The following is a 16,283-nucleotide window of genomic DNA, read 5'->3' on the forward strand; positions in this document are numbered from 1 at the left end:
GTTGATCTCGCAAAAGTTATTGATACAGGGTGATCAGCAGGGCGCTGAAGATGCAGACGAACAGGCACACGCGCACCAGCGCCGGGTGCCAGCTATGGCGGTACACGCCCACGCGGGTAAGCACGCTGTCGAGCGCCACTTGCAGCACCAGCGTCAGCAAAAACAGCGGCAGCACGCCGGGCAGCAGCACGCCGAAAAAGTTGATATCACGTGGCATGGCGGGGTTCTCCTGTTGAAATCTGGTCCAGCAAGGACGTATAAATGGAATGCAGGTCGGCCAGCGCGGTATGCAGTGCAGGCAGGCGGTCGTTGGCGGCCTCGGGCAGCACGGCGCGGATCGCCGATCCCGCTTGCAGGATCACCTCCAGCGCCAGCTGGCCCTGGGCGCGCTGCGGCGTTTGCAGGTAGTCGGCCACGCGCGCCACCACCTGCTGCAGGCTGTGACGCACCGGGCCCGCTTGCGAGGCCGCGATCAGCTGGCGCAGTTCGATCACCGCGTGGCCCAGTTCCAGCAGGGTCAGGCCCTGGCGCACCACGGCGCGCGCGGCGTCGTTCGGGGCCGGGCCGGAGGCGGCGTTCAGTTGGCTGAGCAGGTCGCGCACGCGGTTGTCGAAGCGGCGTTTCAGGCGTCCCAGCTTGGCCGTGCAGGCACTGCGTGCTTCGTGCCACAGGGCGGCGGCCACGTGGTCGCGCTGGCCCATGGTGTGCTCGGGCAGCACCACCGCGAACATCACGTACGCCACTACCACGCCCATGATCAGCGACAGTTCGCTCGACAGGAACGATTCGACGTCGTAGTGCATCTGGTTGGTGGGCACCAGCAGCGTGGCCGGGAACAGTCCCAGGCCGATGCCGATGCCGGCCCATTTCTGGATGGTGGTGATGTAGGCGCCCAGCGCGAAGATGGGCAGGGTGGCCAGCACCATCGGCGCGAAATCGTCGGCGCGCGCCACCAGCCAGAACTCGGTCACAAAGCACAGCGGCACGGCGATCAGGAAGCCGATCAGCACCTGGTGCACCATGGCGGTGGGGCGTGGCGACGACGACGCCAGCGCGCAGAAAATCGTCGCCATCAGGATCACGTTGCCCATGCCGGGCCAGGCCAGCCAGTACCAGGCGCCGGCGGCGACGAGCAGTGTGGCACCGGCGCGGAAGCTCGATGCCAGCACGATGGCTGGCGGCGTGCGCGGCGTGTAGCTGACCGGATCGCTCACTTGCTGGCGCTTGTCTTCGGCCAGGCCGTGGTACAGCGCGGCGAATTCGCCGAGGTCGCGCGCGAAGCGCTGCAGCAGTTCCACCGCCGTGTCGAAGTCGATCCGCTGCGGGCGTTCCAGTGGACCCGCCTGGGCGTGGGCGGCGGCGATGTCGGCGGCCAGCCCGGTGCGCATCTGCGCCATGCGCGCGGCGGTCAAATCGTCCTTGAGCGCTGCCGCCATGCTGGCGTGGATCGGTTCGACCAGCGCCAGGACCGGCACCGCGTTGTTGGCGCGCAGGCGGTGGATCAGCCGGTGCAGCGTATAAAAGGTGGTGAGCACGTCCATGAAGGCGGCGTTGAATGCATGCAGCTGGCGCGTGTGCGCGCTGGCGTGGCCGGCCTCGAAATAGGCGGCGGCCCGGCCCGATTCCAGCGCGGCGATATCGGCGGCGAATTTCAGGTGATTGATTTCGGTCTCGGCCGGTGACAGGCGGTGCTCCAGCACCTTCTGGCAAAAACCGATAAAGCTCGTGTAGCGCGCCTGCACGGTGCGCATCACCGTCTGCGAATGACGGCGCGGGAAGATCACGTCGTGCACCACGGTGGCGACGATGATGCCCAGGCCTACTTCGGTCAGGCGGGTGACGGCCAGCGTGAACACGTGGGCCGGGTTGTCGATGGCGGGCACGGCGATCATGCAGGCGGTGTAGCCGGCCAGCACAAAGCTGTACGAGCGCTGGTTGCGGTGCATGGCGGCGCCGCCCGTGCACAGCGCAATCCACAGCGCCACGCCGCTAAACAGCAGCACCGGCGACTGCGGAAACAGCGCCACCAGGATCACCGAAGCGGTACAGCCGACCAGCGTGCCGAGCAAGCGGTTAAAGGCTTTTTCCAGCACCATGCCGCTGCTGGGCAGGGCCAGGATGATGGTGGTGGCCAGCGCGGTGAAGGGGGAGTCGAGTTCGAGGCGGAAAGCCAGCCACAGCGCGATAAACGCGGCCAGCATGGCCTTGACGACGTACATCAGGCGCGGACCTTCGACGCCGTACCAGGCCGCCGTTTCGCTGGCGAACCAGTGAAACGCTCCGCGCGCCGCGTTCTGGTGTTTATCAGGAGTGGCGGCGCGGGGAGAGGTCATGTTTGCTTGCCTAAGTGAGTGTTTCCAGGTTGTCGAGCTGCCTTGCGAGCAGGGTTTCCAGTGCGGCGATGTCCGATGCGGCATAGCCGTCGTACGCACGCGTGGTGGTGCCCCAGACTTCGGGCATCACTTTTTCGGCCATCTCGCGGCCGGCGTCGGTCAGCGTGATCATCACGCAGCGCCGGTCGCCGGGCCGGTTGCCGCGCGAGATCAAGCCCTGTTTTTCCAGGTCGTTGCACACGCGCGTCAGGTTGGCCGGTTTCTCCATGCAGGCTTCGCCCAGCGTGGAGGCGGTGGAGGTTTCATTTTCCGATCCATACAGCACCGCCAGTACCATATAACTGGTGTCCACCAGATCGTGTTTGCGCAATGCTGCGTTGCTCAGGTCCTTGATGCGCTTCTGGACGTGATAGGTCATGCGCAGCAACCGCATGAGATCCTCTGGAAACTCAGGGATACGGGCATGGATGTTTTTCAGGCGCTTGTTGGTCGCGTCGAAACTACTACTCATTGCCTTGCTCCTCTGCTCATCGTAAAAGGACGATTGTACTATTAGAAACTGGGGATCAATCCAGTTTTACCCCTCCACCCAGTGCCGTCATCAGCAATGCATAGTTATCGAGTTGTTTGCTTGCCACTTGCGCCATTTGCTGCTGCTCGTTCAGCAACGTCAGCTGGGCGTTGATGACGTTGAGCGAATCGGTCATGCCGGCCTTGTAGGCCCGTTCGGCCAGCTGCTGCTGGCGCCGGGCCGAGGCCAGTGCCTGCTGCGCCAGTTGATCTTGCTGCTTCACCGATTCGATCCGCACCAGCGCGTTGGCCACGTCCGACATGGCCTGGACGACCACGCCGTTGTACTGCTCGACGGCCACGTCGTACAGCGCAGTCTGGTTGCCGAGCTGGCTGCGCAGGCGGCCGCCTTCAAAAATCGGCAGGCTGATCGCCGGGGTGACGCCGGCCATCTTCGCGTGGCTTTCCAAAAAGCGCGGAAAGCCCAGCGACTGCAAACCGACAAACGCCGCCAGGTTCACGTTCGGATAGAAGTCGGCCTTGGCGCTGTTGATGCGCGCACCGGCCGCTTCCACGCGCCAGCGTTGGGCCACGATATCGGGCCGGCGACCGACGAGTTCGGCAGGCAGCGTGGCGGGAACACGCGCGCCAGCGCCGTCTTGCAGGGTCAGCTGTGGCCGGGCGATCGATTCGCCGTCGCCCGGTCCTTTGCCGATCAGGGCTGCCAGCTGGTTGCGCAGCAGGGCGATCGACGATCCGATCTGCTCATGCTCGCGCTTGCCAGCTGGCAGCGTTGTTTCGATGTTTGCCACTTCCAGCTCGGTCGCAAGGCCGGCGGCGCGACGCTGGCGCGTGATCTCGAGGATGCGGTGGCGCTGTTCCAGGTTCTCGGCCACGCTGTCTTGCAGCGTGTAGTCGAGCGATAACTGGATATAGGCGCGCACGATGGCCGTTTCCAGGGTCAGGCGCGCCATTTGCGCTTCGGCCGAGGCCATGCGCACATCGTCGAGCGCGGCGGCCAACAGGTCGCGGTTGCGGCCCCACAGGTCGAGGTCATACGAGCCCGACAGCATGGCCGTGTTTTTCCACGCGGTCTTGCCGGCCAGGGCGGCGGGAATCGCGCCATTGCCCGTATAGAGTTCGCGGTCGATGCTGGCCGACGCGTCGACCTTGGGCAGCGTGCCGGCACGGGCCACGCCGGCCAGCGACTCGGCCTGGCGCACGCGCGCTTCGGCAGCGCGCAGGTTGGGGCTGCCGGCAATTGCCGTGGCCACCAGTGCGTTCAATTGCTCGTCGTGCAGCGCTTCCCACCAGGCTTGCGTCGGCCAGGCCACATCGGCGCCGGCGTCTGCAATGGCCTTGCCGGCGTTCAGTTCCAGCGGCTTGATGGCGACTGCCTGCGGCTCGATCTTGCCCATGTCGGCGCAGCCGGCCAGCACCGCCAGCGCGCAGGCCAATAGTGCTGTGGCGAGGGGGCGGACCTGTGGGCGGGAGGACGAAGTCATGGCGAAGATCATTGCTGCTTACTTGGCGACGTGTTGGCGGGTCTGGGCAACGTCGAAGTCGGCCTCGGTTTCCAGCAGGGTGCCGTTCTTGCGGGCTTCGATCACTTGCGCCTGCACTTCGGCGCGGGTCAGCTGGTGTGGCTGGTCGGCCTTGGCGACAACTGTGGTGGTGTTGGCGGCCGCTTCGGCAGCGAAGGCGCTGCTCACGGTAGTGGCGGTGGCGGCAATGGCGAAGACGACGGTGGCGGCAGCGCGCAGCAGGTCTTTGGTGGTGGTGCTCATGATGGCTCCTGGTCAGTGATGTTGTTGATGAACGTAACTATATCCCTGAATAGTACATTTGTAAAGTAAAAAATTCCTATCGGCACGATAGCCAAGTGCCGCAATGTGCGCGTGGCCGCACCGAGCCGGAGCACCGGCAGTGGTGCAATGGTGTTTTACAGTTGAAGGAGCAGATCATGGCAGACAGCACCCTGGACCCGGACTACATTCTCGGAGGTAACGATCGCAGCCTGGGCACCGGTCACGGCACCCGTGGCCTGGGACCGAGCGACAACTCCGACAGCGGCAGCGACGTGGCCAATGACCACGACATGGCGCTTGACAGCGATACCGATGCGCAAGGCACGGGCGAGCGCATCGACGTCGGCTCGCAGACGCTGGAAGCGGGCGATATCGGCTTCGACCACGTGGAAGCGATGCCCTCTTCCGACCGCCTGGTTGACGGCGACTTCCGCGACCCGGTGCCGCTTGATGACGACGGCAGCGTGCCGGACGACCACGTCGGCATCGAGTCCGAACCCGACGACAGCCGCGGCGACAGCGATACCGAAGTAAAGGGCGATATCGAAGGCGGCGAGGAACTGGGACGGCGCACCGGCGGCGTACCGACCGCGCGGCCTTGAGTTTTTATGGACGTAAAAAAGCCCGAACCCTTTGCAGGGTTCGGGCTTTTTAGCTTAAAGCAGCCGGAGTGTCTTCGGTCAGTTGAAGTTGGCGGCTGCGAAGTCCCAGTTCGCCAGCGCGAAGAAGGTCTCGATGTACTTAGGACGCACGTTGCGGTAGTCGATGTAGTAAGCGTGTTCCCACAGGTCGCAGGTAATCAGTGCCTTGGCATCGGTGGTCAGCGGGGTGGCGGCGTTCGAGGTGTTGACGATGTCCAGCGAACCGTCAGCCTTTTTCACCAGCCAGGTCCAGCTCGAACCGAAGTTGCCCACGGCCGACTTGGTGAATTCTTCCTTGAACTTGTCGAACGAACCCCACTTGGCGTTGATGGCGTCGGCCAGCGCGCCGCTCACGGCTTTACCGCCCGGGGTCAGGCTGTTCCAGTAGAAGGTGTGGTTCCACACTTGCGCCGAATTGTTGAAGACGCCGCCCGACGATTTCTTGACTATTTCTTCCAGTGGCAGTTCTTCGAACTCGGTGCCCTTGATCAGGTTGTTCAGGTTGGTCACATAGGTCTGATGGTGCTTGCCGTAGTGGTATTCCAGCGTTTCTTGCGAGATATGTGGCGCCAGGGCGTCGATTGCATATGGCAGAGGTGGCAGGGTATGTTCCATGGAGCTTCCTTTATGGGATGGGGTTTATCAGAAACCAGGTGGTTTTTGGCGAAACGTCATTATTGTACGGGGGATGCCGCCCGGTTGCCAAAATGGCCCCCCATTACGTGTGGGATCTGGTTAATTGAGGCGGCTGCAAAGCGCCCAGGTCGAGGCGCGGCGCCGCAGGCAGTGCGCTAGCACGGCAAGGCGCCGCAACGAAGACATGGGTGCTTTTCAGCCGCCTCAACGGACGCGGCGGGTGGTTTCTCGGACTACCAGCTCGACGGGAGGGATCTCGCCCTGCACCGTTTCGCCATTGATCAGCCGCAGCAGCGCCTGGGTGGCGATGCGGCCCATGTCGTACATCGGCTGGCGCACGGTGGTCAGCGGCGGCGTGGTGTACCACGAGCCGGGCAGGTCATCGAAGCCGACCAGCGAGATGTCGTCGGGTACGCGGATGCCCTTGCGATACAGGGCCAGGCGCGCGCCGTAGGCAGTGAGGTCGTTGGCGGCAAACACGGCGGTGAATTGCTGGTGGGTGTCGAACAGGCGGTTCATCGCCATCATGCCGCTCGCTTCGTGGTAATTGCCTTCCACGATCAGGGCCGGGTCGATGTCGATCTGCGCCTCAGTAAGCGCGCGGCGGTAGCCGGCCAGGCGTTCGTCGGCATCGTGGTTGTTGGCGGGGCCGGAAATAAAGGCGATGCGGCGGTGGCCCAGTTCGACCAGGTGGCGCACGGCCAGCCAGGCGCCGTATTCGTTGTCGGTCTTGAAGCCGAGCGCAGTGCGGGTTTGCAGCGCGCGGCCGGTGGAGACGATCGGCCGCTGGCCAGAGAAGCCCAGCACGGCCTCGTCGGAAATGCGGCCCGACAGCAGGATGATGCCATCGACCTTGCGCGCCAGCAGCAGCCGCACGCGGTCCGCTTCCTCATCGGCGTTCCAGTGGCCGCTGACGATCACCGACGCGTAGCCGGTGCCTTTGAGGCCGTCGTCGATGCCGCGCAGCGTCTCGTCGAAGAATGGCGAGGAGATATCCTGTACCACGATGCCGATGGTCAGCGAGCGGCCCTTCTTGAGCCCTTGCGCCATCTGGTTCGGTGCGAAGCTGACCTTTTCGATGGCAGCCAGCACGGCCAGCCGCTTGTCGTCGGAGACCTTGGCGGTGCCGTTGAGGATGCGCGAGACGGTACTCGGAGAGACCCCCGCCAGGCGGGCAACGTCCATTAATGTCGATGGGCCGGAGGAGGGGGAAGTATCTGGCAACGTGCAATCCTTGACGAAGTATTATGAAATCCTTTTCAGCGAAGATTACCATATTTAGGGGCCTGACTTATAATCGGGCCCGATTTGTTCAGCCCAGGTTGCGTGAAGATTTGGCTGAACGTACAACAAAAATAAGCAGAGGTCAGAGACATGGAATCGAACTTTTCACACGGCGCCAGCGGCCCGCGCCTGCTGGCCGACATCGGCGGCAGCAGCGCCAGCTTTGCGGTGGAAACCGCCCCGCAGCAGATCGACGCGGTCTGGGTGGCCGATTGCGCCGCCTATCCCACGCTGGGCGCGGCGCTGGTGGCCTATTTGTCGCAGCCGGCCACGGTGGCGGCGGGCGGCTACCAGGCGCGCTACGCCGGCATCGCGATCGCCAACCCGATCGACGGCGACTGGGTCACCATGACCAACCACCACTGGTCGTTTTCGATCGAAGCCGTGTGTTCGCAATTCAGTTTGAAGTCGCTGGTGGTGGTCAACGACCTGCGCGCGCTCGCTTCCGCACTGCCGCACCTGGCGCCCGAGAACAAGCACCAGGTGGGCGGCGGCGCGCCGCGCGACGGCGCCGTGATCGGCCTGGTGGGGGCGGACGCTGGCCTCGGCGTGTCGTACCTGGTGCCGGTGGGCGAGCGCTGGATAGCGATCGACAGCGAAGGCGGCCACACCACGTTCGCGCCGATGAACGAGCGCGAAATCGACATCCTGCGCTACGCGCGCCGCCACCACGAACACGTTTCGAGCGAACGGCTGGTGTCGGGCATCGGTTTGGGCCTGGCCTACCGCGCGCTGTGCGAACGGGCGCGGATCGAGCCGCAGGTGCTGACCACGCAGGAAATCGTCGAGCGCGGCCTGCACCGCCTGTGCCCCGTGTGCGAAGAGACGCTCGAAGCGTTTTGCGAGATGCTGGGCACGGTGGCCGGCAACGTGGCGCTCACCCTGGGCGCCAAGGGCGGCATCTATATCGGCGGGCGCACGGTGCTGCAAATGAGCGAATTTTTCGAGCGCTCGGGGTTCCGCGCGCGTTTCGAGCAGAAGGGGCGGTTCTCGGACTATTTGGCGCACATCCCGACCTACGTGATCACCGAAAAATACCCGGTGCTGATCGGGATGTCGACGATGTTGTCGACGGATTAAATCGGCGCCCCGCGCACGCGGCAACCATGGGTCTACCGAACCGCCGCCACGTCCACCACGGCAGCGCCTTCGGCCAGGCGCACGCCCAGCGTGCCGCCCGCCACGATCTGCGCTGGCGAGCGCACCACCGCTCCCGCTTCGTCGGTCACGATTGCATACCCGCGCTCCAGCGTTCTCTGCGGATTTAACAACTCCAGCTGTGACGACAATGCCGCCAATGCCGCGCGGCGCTGCTGCACCGTGCGCGCCATGCCGATCGTGGCGCGGTGGCGCAGGCCGGCCAGCGACGCGTGCGCGGCGCGGGTGTCGGGTGTGCAGGCGGCCATCCGTTCGCCCAGGCGGTCGAGCTGGTGGCGCGCACGCGTGAGCGGCGCCCGGTTGGCGTGCATCATCGCGGTCGATAGCGCCAGCAGTTTTAACCGCTGCTGGCGGATCTGGGCGTTGGGGTTAAGCAGGCGGCGCGTGTAGCTGTCGAGCGTTTGCGCGGAGTCGCCAAGTGCGCGGCGCATGGCGCGGCGCAGGTCGGTGGCGTCGGTGCGCAAGGACGCCAGCCAGTCGGCGCGCGGCGTGACCGCCAGTTCGGCCGCCGCCGTGGGCGTGGCCGCGCGCAGGTCGGCGGCAAAATCGCAGATCGTAAAATCGGTCTCGTGGCCCACGCCGGAAATCACCGGCATGCGGCAGTTGGCCACCGCGTACGCCACGTCCTCGTCGTTGAACGACCATAAATCCTCGATGCTGCCGCCGCCGCGGCACACGATCAGGACATCGCAGTCGTTGCGCAGCGAGGCCGAGTCGATGGCGGCAGCGATCTTTTGCGCCGCCAGCTGGCCCTGCACCGGTGTGGGGTACAGCACGATGTTGACGTGCGGTGCGCGCCGGCGCAGGGCCGTCAGCACGTCGCGCAGCGCGGCCGCCTGCGGGCTGGTGACGATGCCCACCGTGCGCGGGAACATGGGTAATGCACGCTTGCGGTCGGGGTGGAACAGGCCGGCGGCGTCGAGCTTTTCCTTCAGGCGCAAAAACGCCTCGAACAGCGAACCCACGCCGGCACGGCGGATCGCCTCCACGTTGATCTGGTAGTCGCCGCGCGCGCCGTACAGCGTGACCAGGGCCCGTACTTCGACCTTGTCGCCTTCGCGCGGCGTGAAGTTGGCGTACTGGGCGCGGCCCCGGAACATCACCGCGCGCACTTGCGCGGCATTGTCCTTGAGCGTGAAGTACCAGTGGCCGGAGCTGGCGCGGGTGAAGTTGGAGATTTCGCCGGCGATCCAGGTAAGCGGAAACGAGCGCTCGAGCAGGCGCGCCACCGCCTGGTTGAGCGCGGAGACGGTGATTACGGGCGTGCCGGTGGCGTTGGAGTCGGTGGGTTCGTCGAAGTTCATCGTTTCATTCATGAAAACTATCCACACTATGTGAATTTGGTCACACAGCGGTCATCTTGTATAAAGGGCTGGAAGTATTATAGATAGGTCCATGATTTTAAACGAAAAATATGGCTGCCTGATTTACTTGCATCTGGAAAAAACCCTTATGGATCAAGGACTTTAGTCTGGCGGACCATGGTTACGCACAAAGTTATCCACATAAACTGTTCATACATTGGATAACCGGGGCGGTCGAGCGCTATTGTATGGTGTGCCTAAAATTTGTGCTGCAACGGTAATTTGTGACAAATCAATGACTTAGGATCCACTTAAGGCTATTACACACAATTTTGTCCACAGAAGGTGTGCAGAACTCCGTGCTTATCCACCGCAACCCTCGGAAAAATAGCTGCCTGATTTTTGCGCAGCATAAATGTTCCATTTAGAATCAATGACTTGCGCAGTGCGGGAGTGCCTTGCGCACAATCTTATCCACACAATATGTGCAGAAGTGCACAAGCATGGTCAACAGCCGGTAGATACCAGTCATCTGCGCCTGGCGCGGTGTGGAAAACCCGGTTTATGGTCGTGAAAGGTGGTTCTGCCAGTTTTTTACTCATGGCAAAAATATCCTTATGAATCAACACTCTTGCAGCATAGCAGCGACATTGCGCACAATTTTATCCACACAAATTGTGCAGAAGTTTACCAGTGTAATATTGGTGCCCGCGCCGTCGGGGTGCGTCAAATTCGTGCATGGAAAAAATATCGTTGTAAATCAATGACTTGATTCACCGGGCAGGTGCTTGCACACAATCTTATCAACAGAATGTGGGCATAACTGTCCTCTTGCCGACTTTGGCCCAACAAGATACATTGCGCCTTCGGGTTAGCGCCCGATCCAATTCATCCACAGGAGTTTGTTTTGCTCGCCATTTTCCAAGCTGCAGGTTGGCCTATCTGGTTGTTGTTGATTGCATCGATCGTCGCCACGGCGCTGATCATCGAACGCTTGCTGTACCTGCGCCGCGCCAAAATCTTGCCGAAAAAGCTGTTCGACGAGGTGGTGCAGGTTTATCGCGGGGGCAATATCACGCCCGATATCCTCGACAAGCTGGAAAAAAGTTCGCCGCTGGGCGTGGTGCTGTCGGCCGCGCTGCGCAACGTCGATGCGCCGCGCGACGTGATGAAGGAATCGATCGAAGAAGCGGGCAGCGGCGTGGCCCATACGCTCGACCGCTTTCTCACCACGCTGGGCACCATCGCCACGCTGGCCCCGCTGATGGGCCTGTTCGGCACGGTGGTGGGCATGATCGAGATTTTCGGCTCGCAAAACCCGTCGGGCGCCAACCCGGCGCAACTGGCGCACGGTATTTCGGTGGCGCTGTACAACACCGGCTTCGGCCTGGCGATTGCCATGCCTACGCTGGTGTTTTATCGCCACTTCCGCGCGCTGGTGGACAGCTTCGTGATCGAGATGGAGCAGCAGGCGGTCAAGTTCGTCGATGTCGTGCATCGCCAGCGCAAGTAAGGAGCGGGCATGAATTTCCGCAAAGGCAAGGGCCGGGAAGACCCAGAAATCAACCTGATCCCGTTCATCGACGTGCTGCTGGTGATTTTGATTTTCCTGATGGTCTCCACCACCTACAGCAAGTTCACCGAACTGCAGATCACGCTGCCGACGGCCGAAGCGCAAAAGCCCGAAGAAAAGCCGTTCGAGCTCAATGTGACGGTAGACGCCAAGGGCAACTACACGATCAACGGCGACCCGGTGTCGTTCCGCGACGTGGCCGGCCTGGCGCAGGCGCTGCGCGGCGCGGCCGAGAAGGGCGGCTTGAAGGACAAGGAGCCGGTCGTGATCGTCAATGCCGACCAGTTTGCCATGCACCAGATGGTGGTGAACGTGATGGAAGCGGCGCGCGTGGCGGGCTTCGAGAAGCTGACGTTTGCGGCGCAGACCGGCGGCGGCAAGTAGCGGTGACCCGCCTGCGCGGCGATTCGTTGCTACGCAACGCCGGCGCCGGCTGCATTGAGGACTCAGGTATTGTCGAATAATCCCCCCAAACAATCTTCACTGGAAGCAACGCTCACCCGCAACTGGTTGCGCCGTGGGCCACTCGCTTGCGCGCTGTGGCCAGTGTCGCTGCTGTTCCGGGCGGTGAGCGGCACGCGCGCAGCGCTGTTCCGCGCCGGCTGGCTGGCGTCGTCGCGGCTGCCGGTGCCGGTGGTCGTGGTCGGTAACATCTACATCGGCGGCACCGGCAAGACGCCGTTGACGATCTGGCTGGTGCAGGCTTTGCAGGCGCGCGGCATGCGGCCCGGCGTGATCTCGCGCGGCCACGGCAGCGCGGCCAATACGGCGCGTGAAGTGGGCCCCGACTCTACGCCGGCCGAGGTGGGCGACGAGCCGCTGCTGATCCGCCAGCGCACCGGCTGCCCGGTGATGGTGGGGCGCGACCGCGCCGCCACCGGCCGCGCGCTGCTGGCCGCGTATCCCGACATCGACGTGCTGCTCACCGACGACGGCTTGCAGCACTATGCGCTGCAGCGCGATATCGAAATCATCCTGTTCGATGGCCGTGGCGCCGGCAACGGCTGGCTGCTGCCGGCCGGGCCGCTGCGCGAACCGGTGTCGCGCCGGCGCGATTTCACGGTGATCAATGCGCCGGTGCTCACCGATGCACTGGTGCGCGCGGTCGGCTGCACGCCGCTGGCGGCAACCCCCGAGGCGGCAGCGGTCTCCGTACGGGCGCAGTTACCGGGTAGCGCGGCAGGATACTATCCGGCGCCGATCCAGATGACATTGGCCGGCGGCCACGCCGAGCAACTGCGCGACCGCAATCAGCGCAAGGTGCTGGCCGACCTCGCGCAGCCCGGCCAGCGCCTGGCCGCAGCCGCCGGCATCGGCAACCCGGCGCGGTTTTTCGGCATGCTCAAGGCGGCCGGTTTGAACGTCCAGGAGCTGGCGCTGCCCGACCACCACGACTTCCGCGACCGGCCTTTCGCTGCGCTGCACGCCGATGTGATCTTGATCACCGAGAAGGATGCAGTAAAATGTGCGCAAATTGAAGAACTCAGAGGCGACCCGCGACTATGGGTCGTCCCGGTCACGGCGCACATCGATGGCGCGCTGGCCGACCAAATTGTGGAGAAATGTCGTGGACGCTAGATTGCTTGATATCCTGGTTTGCCCGGTCTGCAAAGGCCCCCTGGAGTACGATAAGAAGGCCCAGGAAATGATTTGCAAGGGCGACCGCCTGGCGTTCCCTATTCGTGACGGCATCCCCATCATGTGGGCCGACGAGGCCCGTACCCTGCAGGACAAGACGGACTGAGCGTCCGCACTTGCCTGCCTGTGCCGCCAGCCTTTAGAAGGTGGGGGCTTGATCCATATCAAACCAAACAGGCCCATGGGCCTGTTATAACGTTCCATGGCGGTGCGCTGCGGCGTCACGCTGGTGCATTATTCATACGAATATCCCCACAGGAACGCGTTTTTGCCTGTGACAAACGGTATAAACGGTATCAAACTGGCTGATGGGCCAAGTTTTGTGGTAAGTTTCGTACCAAGATAGTCGGATAATCAGTATTAATACTGTGTCCATGCAACAACTAACACCACTAACCACACCCTCCAAAAATCTGTTTTTAGGAAACTTCATGCGTCTGATTCTGTTAGGAGCACCAGGAGCCGGCAAGGGCACCCAGGCTAATTTCATCAAAGAGAAATACAATATTCCGCAGATCTCCACCGGCGACATGCTGCGTGCCGCGATCAAGGCCGGTACGGAATTGGGCCTGGCGGCCAAGCAGGTGATGGACGCCGGCGGCCTGGTCTCCGACGACCTGATCATCGGCCTGGTCAAGGAACGCCTGAAGCAGGACGATTGCGCTAACGGCTATCTGTTCGACGGTTTCCCGCGCACCATTCCGCAAGCGGACGCCATGAAGGAAGCCGGCATCAATGTCGACTACGTGCTTGAAATCGACGTACCGGACGACTCGATCATCGAACGCATGGACGGCCGCCGTTGCCATCCGGGTTCGGGCCGTGTGTACCACGTCAAGTTCAACCCGCCTAAAGTCGACGGCAAGGACGATGTTACCGGCGAAGACCTGGTACAGCGCGACGACGACAAGGCCGAGACCGTGAAAAAACGCCTGGACGTGTACCACAACCAGACCGAAGTGCTGCTTGGCTACTACAACGACTGGGCCAAGTCGGGCGCCGAAGGTGCACCGAAGTATCGCCGTATCACCGGGGTAGGCGCGGTGGAGCAAATCCGCGACAGCGTGTTTGCAGCGCTGGCTGAATAAGACCTGAAAGCGGACCGAGCGTCCGCTTTTTTCATGGCTGTTCATATTTCCCCGCTTTGACGTTTTGTGAGTTTGTTCCGCAGTTCGCTCGATAACAAAAAGGGGAGACACTATGGCAGCCAGTTTGTGGTTAGCGGTGGGTTGCGGCGTTATCGCCGTCGTTTACGGCCTGTGGTCGCGCAGCTGGATCTTGCGCCAGGACCCCGGCAACGCGCGCATGCAGGAAATCTCGCTGGCCATCCAGCAGGGCGCCGCCGCCTACCTGGCGCGCCAGTACCGTACCATCGGCCTGGTCGGCGTGGTCCTGCTGATCCTGATTGCCATCTTCCTCGACTTCAATACCGCGCTCGGCTTCCTGATCGGCGCCGTGCTCTCGGGCGCCTGCGGCTTCATCGGCATGAACGTCTCGGTGCGCGCCAATGTGCGCACCGCGCAGGCGGCTACCCGTGGCATGAACGCCGCGCTCGACGTGGCGTTTCGCGGCGGCGCGATCACCGGCATGCTGGTCGTCGGCCTGGGGCTGCTGGGCGTGGTGCTGTTCTATATGTACCTCACCGCAGGCCTACCGTCCGACCTGGCTGCTGCCACCGTCAACACCCACCAGTTAATTGAGCCGCTCATCGGGCTGGCGTTCGGGGCGTCGCTGATTTCGATCTTCGCGCGCCTCGGCGGCGGCATCTTCACCAAGGGCGCCGACGTGGGCGCCGACCTGGTGGGCAAGGTCGAAGCCGGCATTCCCGAGGATGACCCGCGCAATCCGGCCGTGATCGCCGACAACGTCGGTGACAACGTCGGCGACTGCGCCGGCATGGCGGCCGACCTGTTTGAAACCTACGTGGTCACGCTGATCGCCACCATGCTGCTGGGGGCGCTGCTGATGGTGAGCGCGCCGGTGGCGGCCGTGGTCTATCCGCTGCTGCTGGGGGCCGTATCGATCATCGCGTCCATCATCGGCTGCTCGATGGTGAAGGCCAAACCGGGTAAAAAAATCATGTCGGCGCTGTATACAGGGCTGTGGTGGGCGGCCGGGCTGTCGCTGCTGGGCTTTATCGCGGTGACCTGGTACGTGTGGGCCGACCCGTCGGTGCGCCTGCGCCTGCTGGGCTGTACCGTGGTGGGCATCGTGCTCACCGGGCTGATGGTGTACATCACCGAGTACTACACCGGCACCGACTTCGCACCGGTCAAGCATATCGCCCAGGCGTCGACCACCGGCCATGGCACCAACATCATTGCCGGGCTAGGGGTGTCGATGAAGTCCACCGCCTACCCGGTGCTGGCCGTGTGCGCGGCCATCCTGGTCTCGTACCAGCTCGGTCAGCTCTACGGCGTGGCGATTGCCGCCACGGCGATGTTGTCGATGGCCGGCATCGTGGTGGCGCTCGACGCCTACGGACCGATCACCGACAACGCCGGCGGCATCGCCGAAATGGCCGGCATGCCCGAGTCGGTGCGCGCGATTACCGATCCGCTCGACGCGGTGGGCAATACCACCAAGGCCGTCACCAAGGGGTATGCGATCGGCTCGGCCGGGCTGGCGTCGCTGGTGTTGTTTGCCGATTACACCCACGCGCTGGAGTCCGCCGGGCGCAGCGTGCTGTTCGACCTGTCCAATCCGATGGTGATCGTCGGACTGATCATCGGCGGCCTGATCCCGTACCTGTTCGGCGCCATGGCGATGGAGGCGGTGGGGCGCGCGGCCGGCGCCGTGGTGGTGGAGGTGCGGCGCCAGTTCCGCGACATCAAGGGCATCATGGAAGGCACGGCCAAGCCCGAGTACGACAAGGCGGTCGATATGCTCACCGCCTCGGCGATCCGCGAAATGATCATCCCGTCGCTGCTGCCGGTGGTGGTGCCGGTGATCGTCGGCATGCTGCTGGGGGCTGCTGCGCTGGGCGGCATGCTGATGGGGACCATCATCACCGGCCTGTTCGTGGCCATTTCCATGACCACCGGCGGTGGCGCCTGGGACAACGCCAAGAAATACATCGAGGATGGTCACCACGGCGGCAAGGGTTCCGAAGCGCACAAGGCGGCCGTCACCGGCGACACCGTGGGCGACCCGTACAAGGACACGGCCGGCCCCGCGATCAACCCGCTGATCAAGATCATCAACATCGTGGCGCTGCTCCTGGTGCCGCTGTTGCCGGCCTCGGGCTGGCTGGCGGTGAGCGTGCCGGTGGTGGCGCATACTCCCGTACCGGCGGCGATCGTGGCGCCGGCTGTCGTGGTAGCGCCTGACGTGATTGTGGTGCCGGGCGCAGGACCAACTCGTTGATACGTTGACACGCTACCTGCCGGTCACAGCAT

Annotated in this window: 16 protein-coding genes; 8 read left to right on the forward strand and 8 right to left on the reverse strand. The window is 63.4% G+C overall.

Annotated elements, in window-relative coordinates; all coding sequences use genetic code 11:
• Positions 1–16: 16 nt before the first annotated feature.
• From F8197_RS25005 to F8197_RS25025, 5 genes are read right to left on the reverse strand one after another with little or no spacing between them, the layout of a single operon-like run.
• Positions 17–217 (reverse strand): DUF1656 domain-containing protein, encoded by a 201-nt coding sequence (locus F8197_RS25005; RefSeq protein ID WP_019921803.1) that lies wholly within the window; start codon positions 215–217, stop codon positions 17–19.
• The gene (locus tag F8197_RS25010) at positions 207–2,333 is read right to left on the reverse strand and encodes an FUSC family protein (RefSeq protein WP_152884394.1); all 2,127 of its coding nucleotides are present in this window, start codon (positions 2,331–2,333) and stop codon (positions 207–209) included. Before F8197_RS25010 ends, F8197_RS25005 begins: the two co-directional genes overlap by 11 nt.
• Positions 2,334–2,343: 10 nt before the next feature.
• Complete coding sequence (locus F8197_RS25015) at positions 2,344–2,844, reverse strand: MarR family winged helix-turn-helix transcriptional regulator (protein ID WP_019921805.1); 501 nt, start codon at positions 2,842–2,844, stop codon at positions 2,344–2,346.
• A gap of 55 nt (positions 2,845–2,899) precedes the next feature.
• Positions 2,900–4,348, reverse strand: a complete 1,449-nt coding sequence (locus F8197_RS25020) for an efflux transporter outer membrane subunit (protein WP_193333560.1) — start codon at positions 4,346–4,348, stop codon at positions 2,900–2,902.
• An 18-nt stretch (positions 4,349–4,366) separates the two neighbouring features.
• The gene (locus F8197_RS25025) at positions 4,367–4,630 is read right to left on the reverse strand and encodes a DUF4148 domain-containing protein (RefSeq protein WP_152884396.1); all 264 of its coding nucleotides are present in this window, start codon (positions 4,628–4,630) and stop codon (positions 4,367–4,369) included.
• A gap of 176 nt (positions 4,631–4,806) precedes the next feature.
• Here F8197_RS25025 and F8197_RS29015 point away from each other — a divergent pair, with 176 nt between their 5' ends.
• Entirely contained in the window at positions 4,807–5,253 is a 447-nt protein-coding gene (locus tag F8197_RS29015) for a hypothetical protein (RefSeq protein WP_227012399.1), read from the forward strand.
• A 78-nt stretch (positions 5,254–5,331) separates the two neighbouring features.
• Here the strand turns inward: F8197_RS29015 and sodB are convergent, their stop codons facing one another.
• On the reverse strand, positions 5,332–5,907 hold the full coding sequence (gene sodB / locus F8197_RS25035; protein ID WP_019921809.1) for a superoxide dismutase [Fe]: 576 nt from the start codon (positions 5,905–5,907) through the stop codon (positions 5,332–5,334).
• Between the two features lie 225 nt (positions 5,908–6,132).
• Complete coding sequence (locus F8197_RS25040) at positions 6,133–7,113, reverse strand: LacI family DNA-binding transcriptional regulator (protein WP_152884398.1); 981 nt, start codon at positions 7,111–7,113, stop codon at positions 6,133–6,135.
• Between the two features lie 189 nt (positions 7,114–7,302).
• Here F8197_RS25040 and glk point away from each other — a divergent pair, with 189 nt between their 5' ends.
• The gene (gene glk, locus F8197_RS25045) at positions 7,303–8,292 is read left to right on the forward strand and encodes a glucokinase (RefSeq protein WP_152884400.1); all 990 of its coding nucleotides are present in this window, start codon (positions 7,303–7,305) and stop codon (positions 8,290–8,292) included.
• Between the two features lie 32 nt (positions 8,293–8,324).
• Here glk and xseA read toward each other — a convergent pair whose 3' ends face one another.
• Entirely contained in the window at positions 8,325–9,674 is a 1,350-nt protein-coding gene (gene xseA, locus F8197_RS25050) for an exodeoxyribonuclease VII large subunit (protein WP_373996980.1), read from the reverse strand.
• Between the two features lie 907 nt (positions 9,675–10,581).
• On the opposite strand from xseA, the gene F8197_RS25055 reads away from it, so the two are divergent.
• The 6 genes from F8197_RS25055 (at position 10,582) to F8197_RS25080 (ending at position 16,251) form a co-directional block, all read left to right on the forward strand.
• The gene (locus F8197_RS25055) at positions 10,582–11,187 is read left to right on the forward strand and encodes a MotA/TolQ/ExbB proton channel family protein (RefSeq protein WP_056139006.1); all 606 of its coding nucleotides are present in this window, start codon (positions 10,582–10,584) and stop codon (positions 11,185–11,187) included.
• Positions 11,188–11,196: 9 nt separating this feature from the next.
• On the forward strand, positions 11,197–11,631 hold the full coding sequence (locus F8197_RS25060; protein WP_019921814.1) for a biopolymer transporter ExbD: 435 nt from the start codon (positions 11,197–11,199) through the stop codon (positions 11,629–11,631).
• Between the two features lie 69 nt (positions 11,632–11,700).
• On the forward strand, positions 11,701–12,825 hold the full coding sequence (lpxK, locus tag F8197_RS25065; protein ID WP_152884404.1) for a tetraacyldisaccharide 4'-kinase: 1,125 nt from the start codon (positions 11,701–11,703) through the stop codon (positions 12,823–12,825).
• Entirely contained in the window at positions 12,815–12,991 is a 177-nt protein-coding gene (locus tag F8197_RS25070; protein WP_019921816.1) for a Trm112 family protein, read from the forward strand. Before lpxK ends, F8197_RS25070 begins: the two co-directional genes overlap by 11 nt.
• 325 nt (positions 12,992–13,316) lie before the next feature.
• Positions 13,317–13,973, forward strand: coding sequence for an adenylate kinase (gene adk / locus F8197_RS25075; RefSeq protein WP_152884407.1), 657 nt, complete (start codon positions 13,317–13,319; stop codon positions 13,971–13,973).
• 112 nt (positions 13,974–14,085) lie between these two features.
• A complete protein-coding gene (locus F8197_RS25080) occupies positions 14,086–16,251 on the forward strand; it encodes a sodium-translocating pyrophosphatase (RefSeq protein ID WP_152884409.1) in 2,166 nt (721 codons plus the stop codon).
• Positions 16,252–16,283 lie beyond the last annotated feature (32 nt).

The sequence above is a fragment of the Duganella sp. FT27W genome, assembly GCF_009295655.1.
In the GTDB taxonomy this organism is placed as follows: domain Bacteria; phylum Pseudomonadota; class Gammaproteobacteria; order Burkholderiales; family Burkholderiaceae_D; genus Rugamonas; species Rugamonas zoogloeoides.

What these genes read in the sequence shown, in the direction of transcription:
- F8197_RS25060 (WP_019921814.1), top strand. Translation starts at nt 11,197, where the DNA reads ATGAATTTCCGCAAAGGCAAGGGCCGGGAAGACCCAGAAATCAACCTG.
- sodB (WP_019921809.1), bottom strand. Translation starts at nt 5,907, where the DNA reads ATGGAACATACCCTGCCACCTCTGCCATATGCAATCGACGCCCTGGCG.
- F8197_RS25025 (WP_152884396.1), bottom strand. Translation starts at nt 4,630, where the DNA reads ATGAGCACCACCACCAAAGACCTGCTGCGCGCTGCCGCCACCGTCGTC.
- glk (WP_152884400.1), top strand. Translation starts at nt 7,303, where the DNA reads ATGGAATCGAACTTTTCACACGGCGCCAGCGGCCCGCGCCTGCTGGCC.
- F8197_RS29015 (WP_227012399.1), top strand. Translation starts at nt 4,807, where the DNA reads ATGGCAGACAGCACCCTGGACCCGGACTACATTCTCGGAGGTAACGAT.
- F8197_RS25080 (WP_152884409.1), top strand. Translation starts at nt 14,086, where the DNA reads ATGGCAGCCAGTTTGTGGTTAGCGGTGGGTTGCGGCGTTATCGCCGTC.
- F8197_RS25010 (WP_152884394.1), bottom strand. Translation starts at nt 2,333, where the DNA reads ATGACCTCTCCCCGCGCCGCCACTCCTGATAAACACCAGAACGCGGCG.
- adk (WP_152884407.1), top strand. Translation starts at nt 13,317, where the DNA reads ATGCGTCTGATTCTGTTAGGAGCACCAGGAGCCGGCAAGGGCACCCAG.
- xseA (WP_373996980.1), bottom strand. Translation starts at nt 9,674, where the DNA reads ATGAACTTCGACGAACCCACCGACTCCAACGCCACCGGCACGCCCGTA.
- F8197_RS25005 (WP_019921803.1), bottom strand. Translation starts at nt 217, where the DNA reads ATGCCACGTGATATCAACTTTTTCGGCGTGCTGCTGCCCGGCGTGCTG.
- F8197_RS25040 (WP_152884398.1), bottom strand. Translation starts at nt 7,113, where the DNA reads ATGGACGTTGCCCGCCTGGCGGGGGTCTCTCCGAGTACCGTCTCGCGC.
- F8197_RS25015 (WP_019921805.1), bottom strand. Translation starts at nt 2,844, where the DNA reads ATGAGTAGTAGTTTCGACGCGACCAACAAGCGCCTGAAAAACATCCAT.
- F8197_RS25020 (WP_193333560.1), bottom strand. Translation starts at nt 4,348, where the DNA reads ATGACTTCGTCCTCCCGCCCACAGGTCCGCCCCCTCGCCACAGCACTA.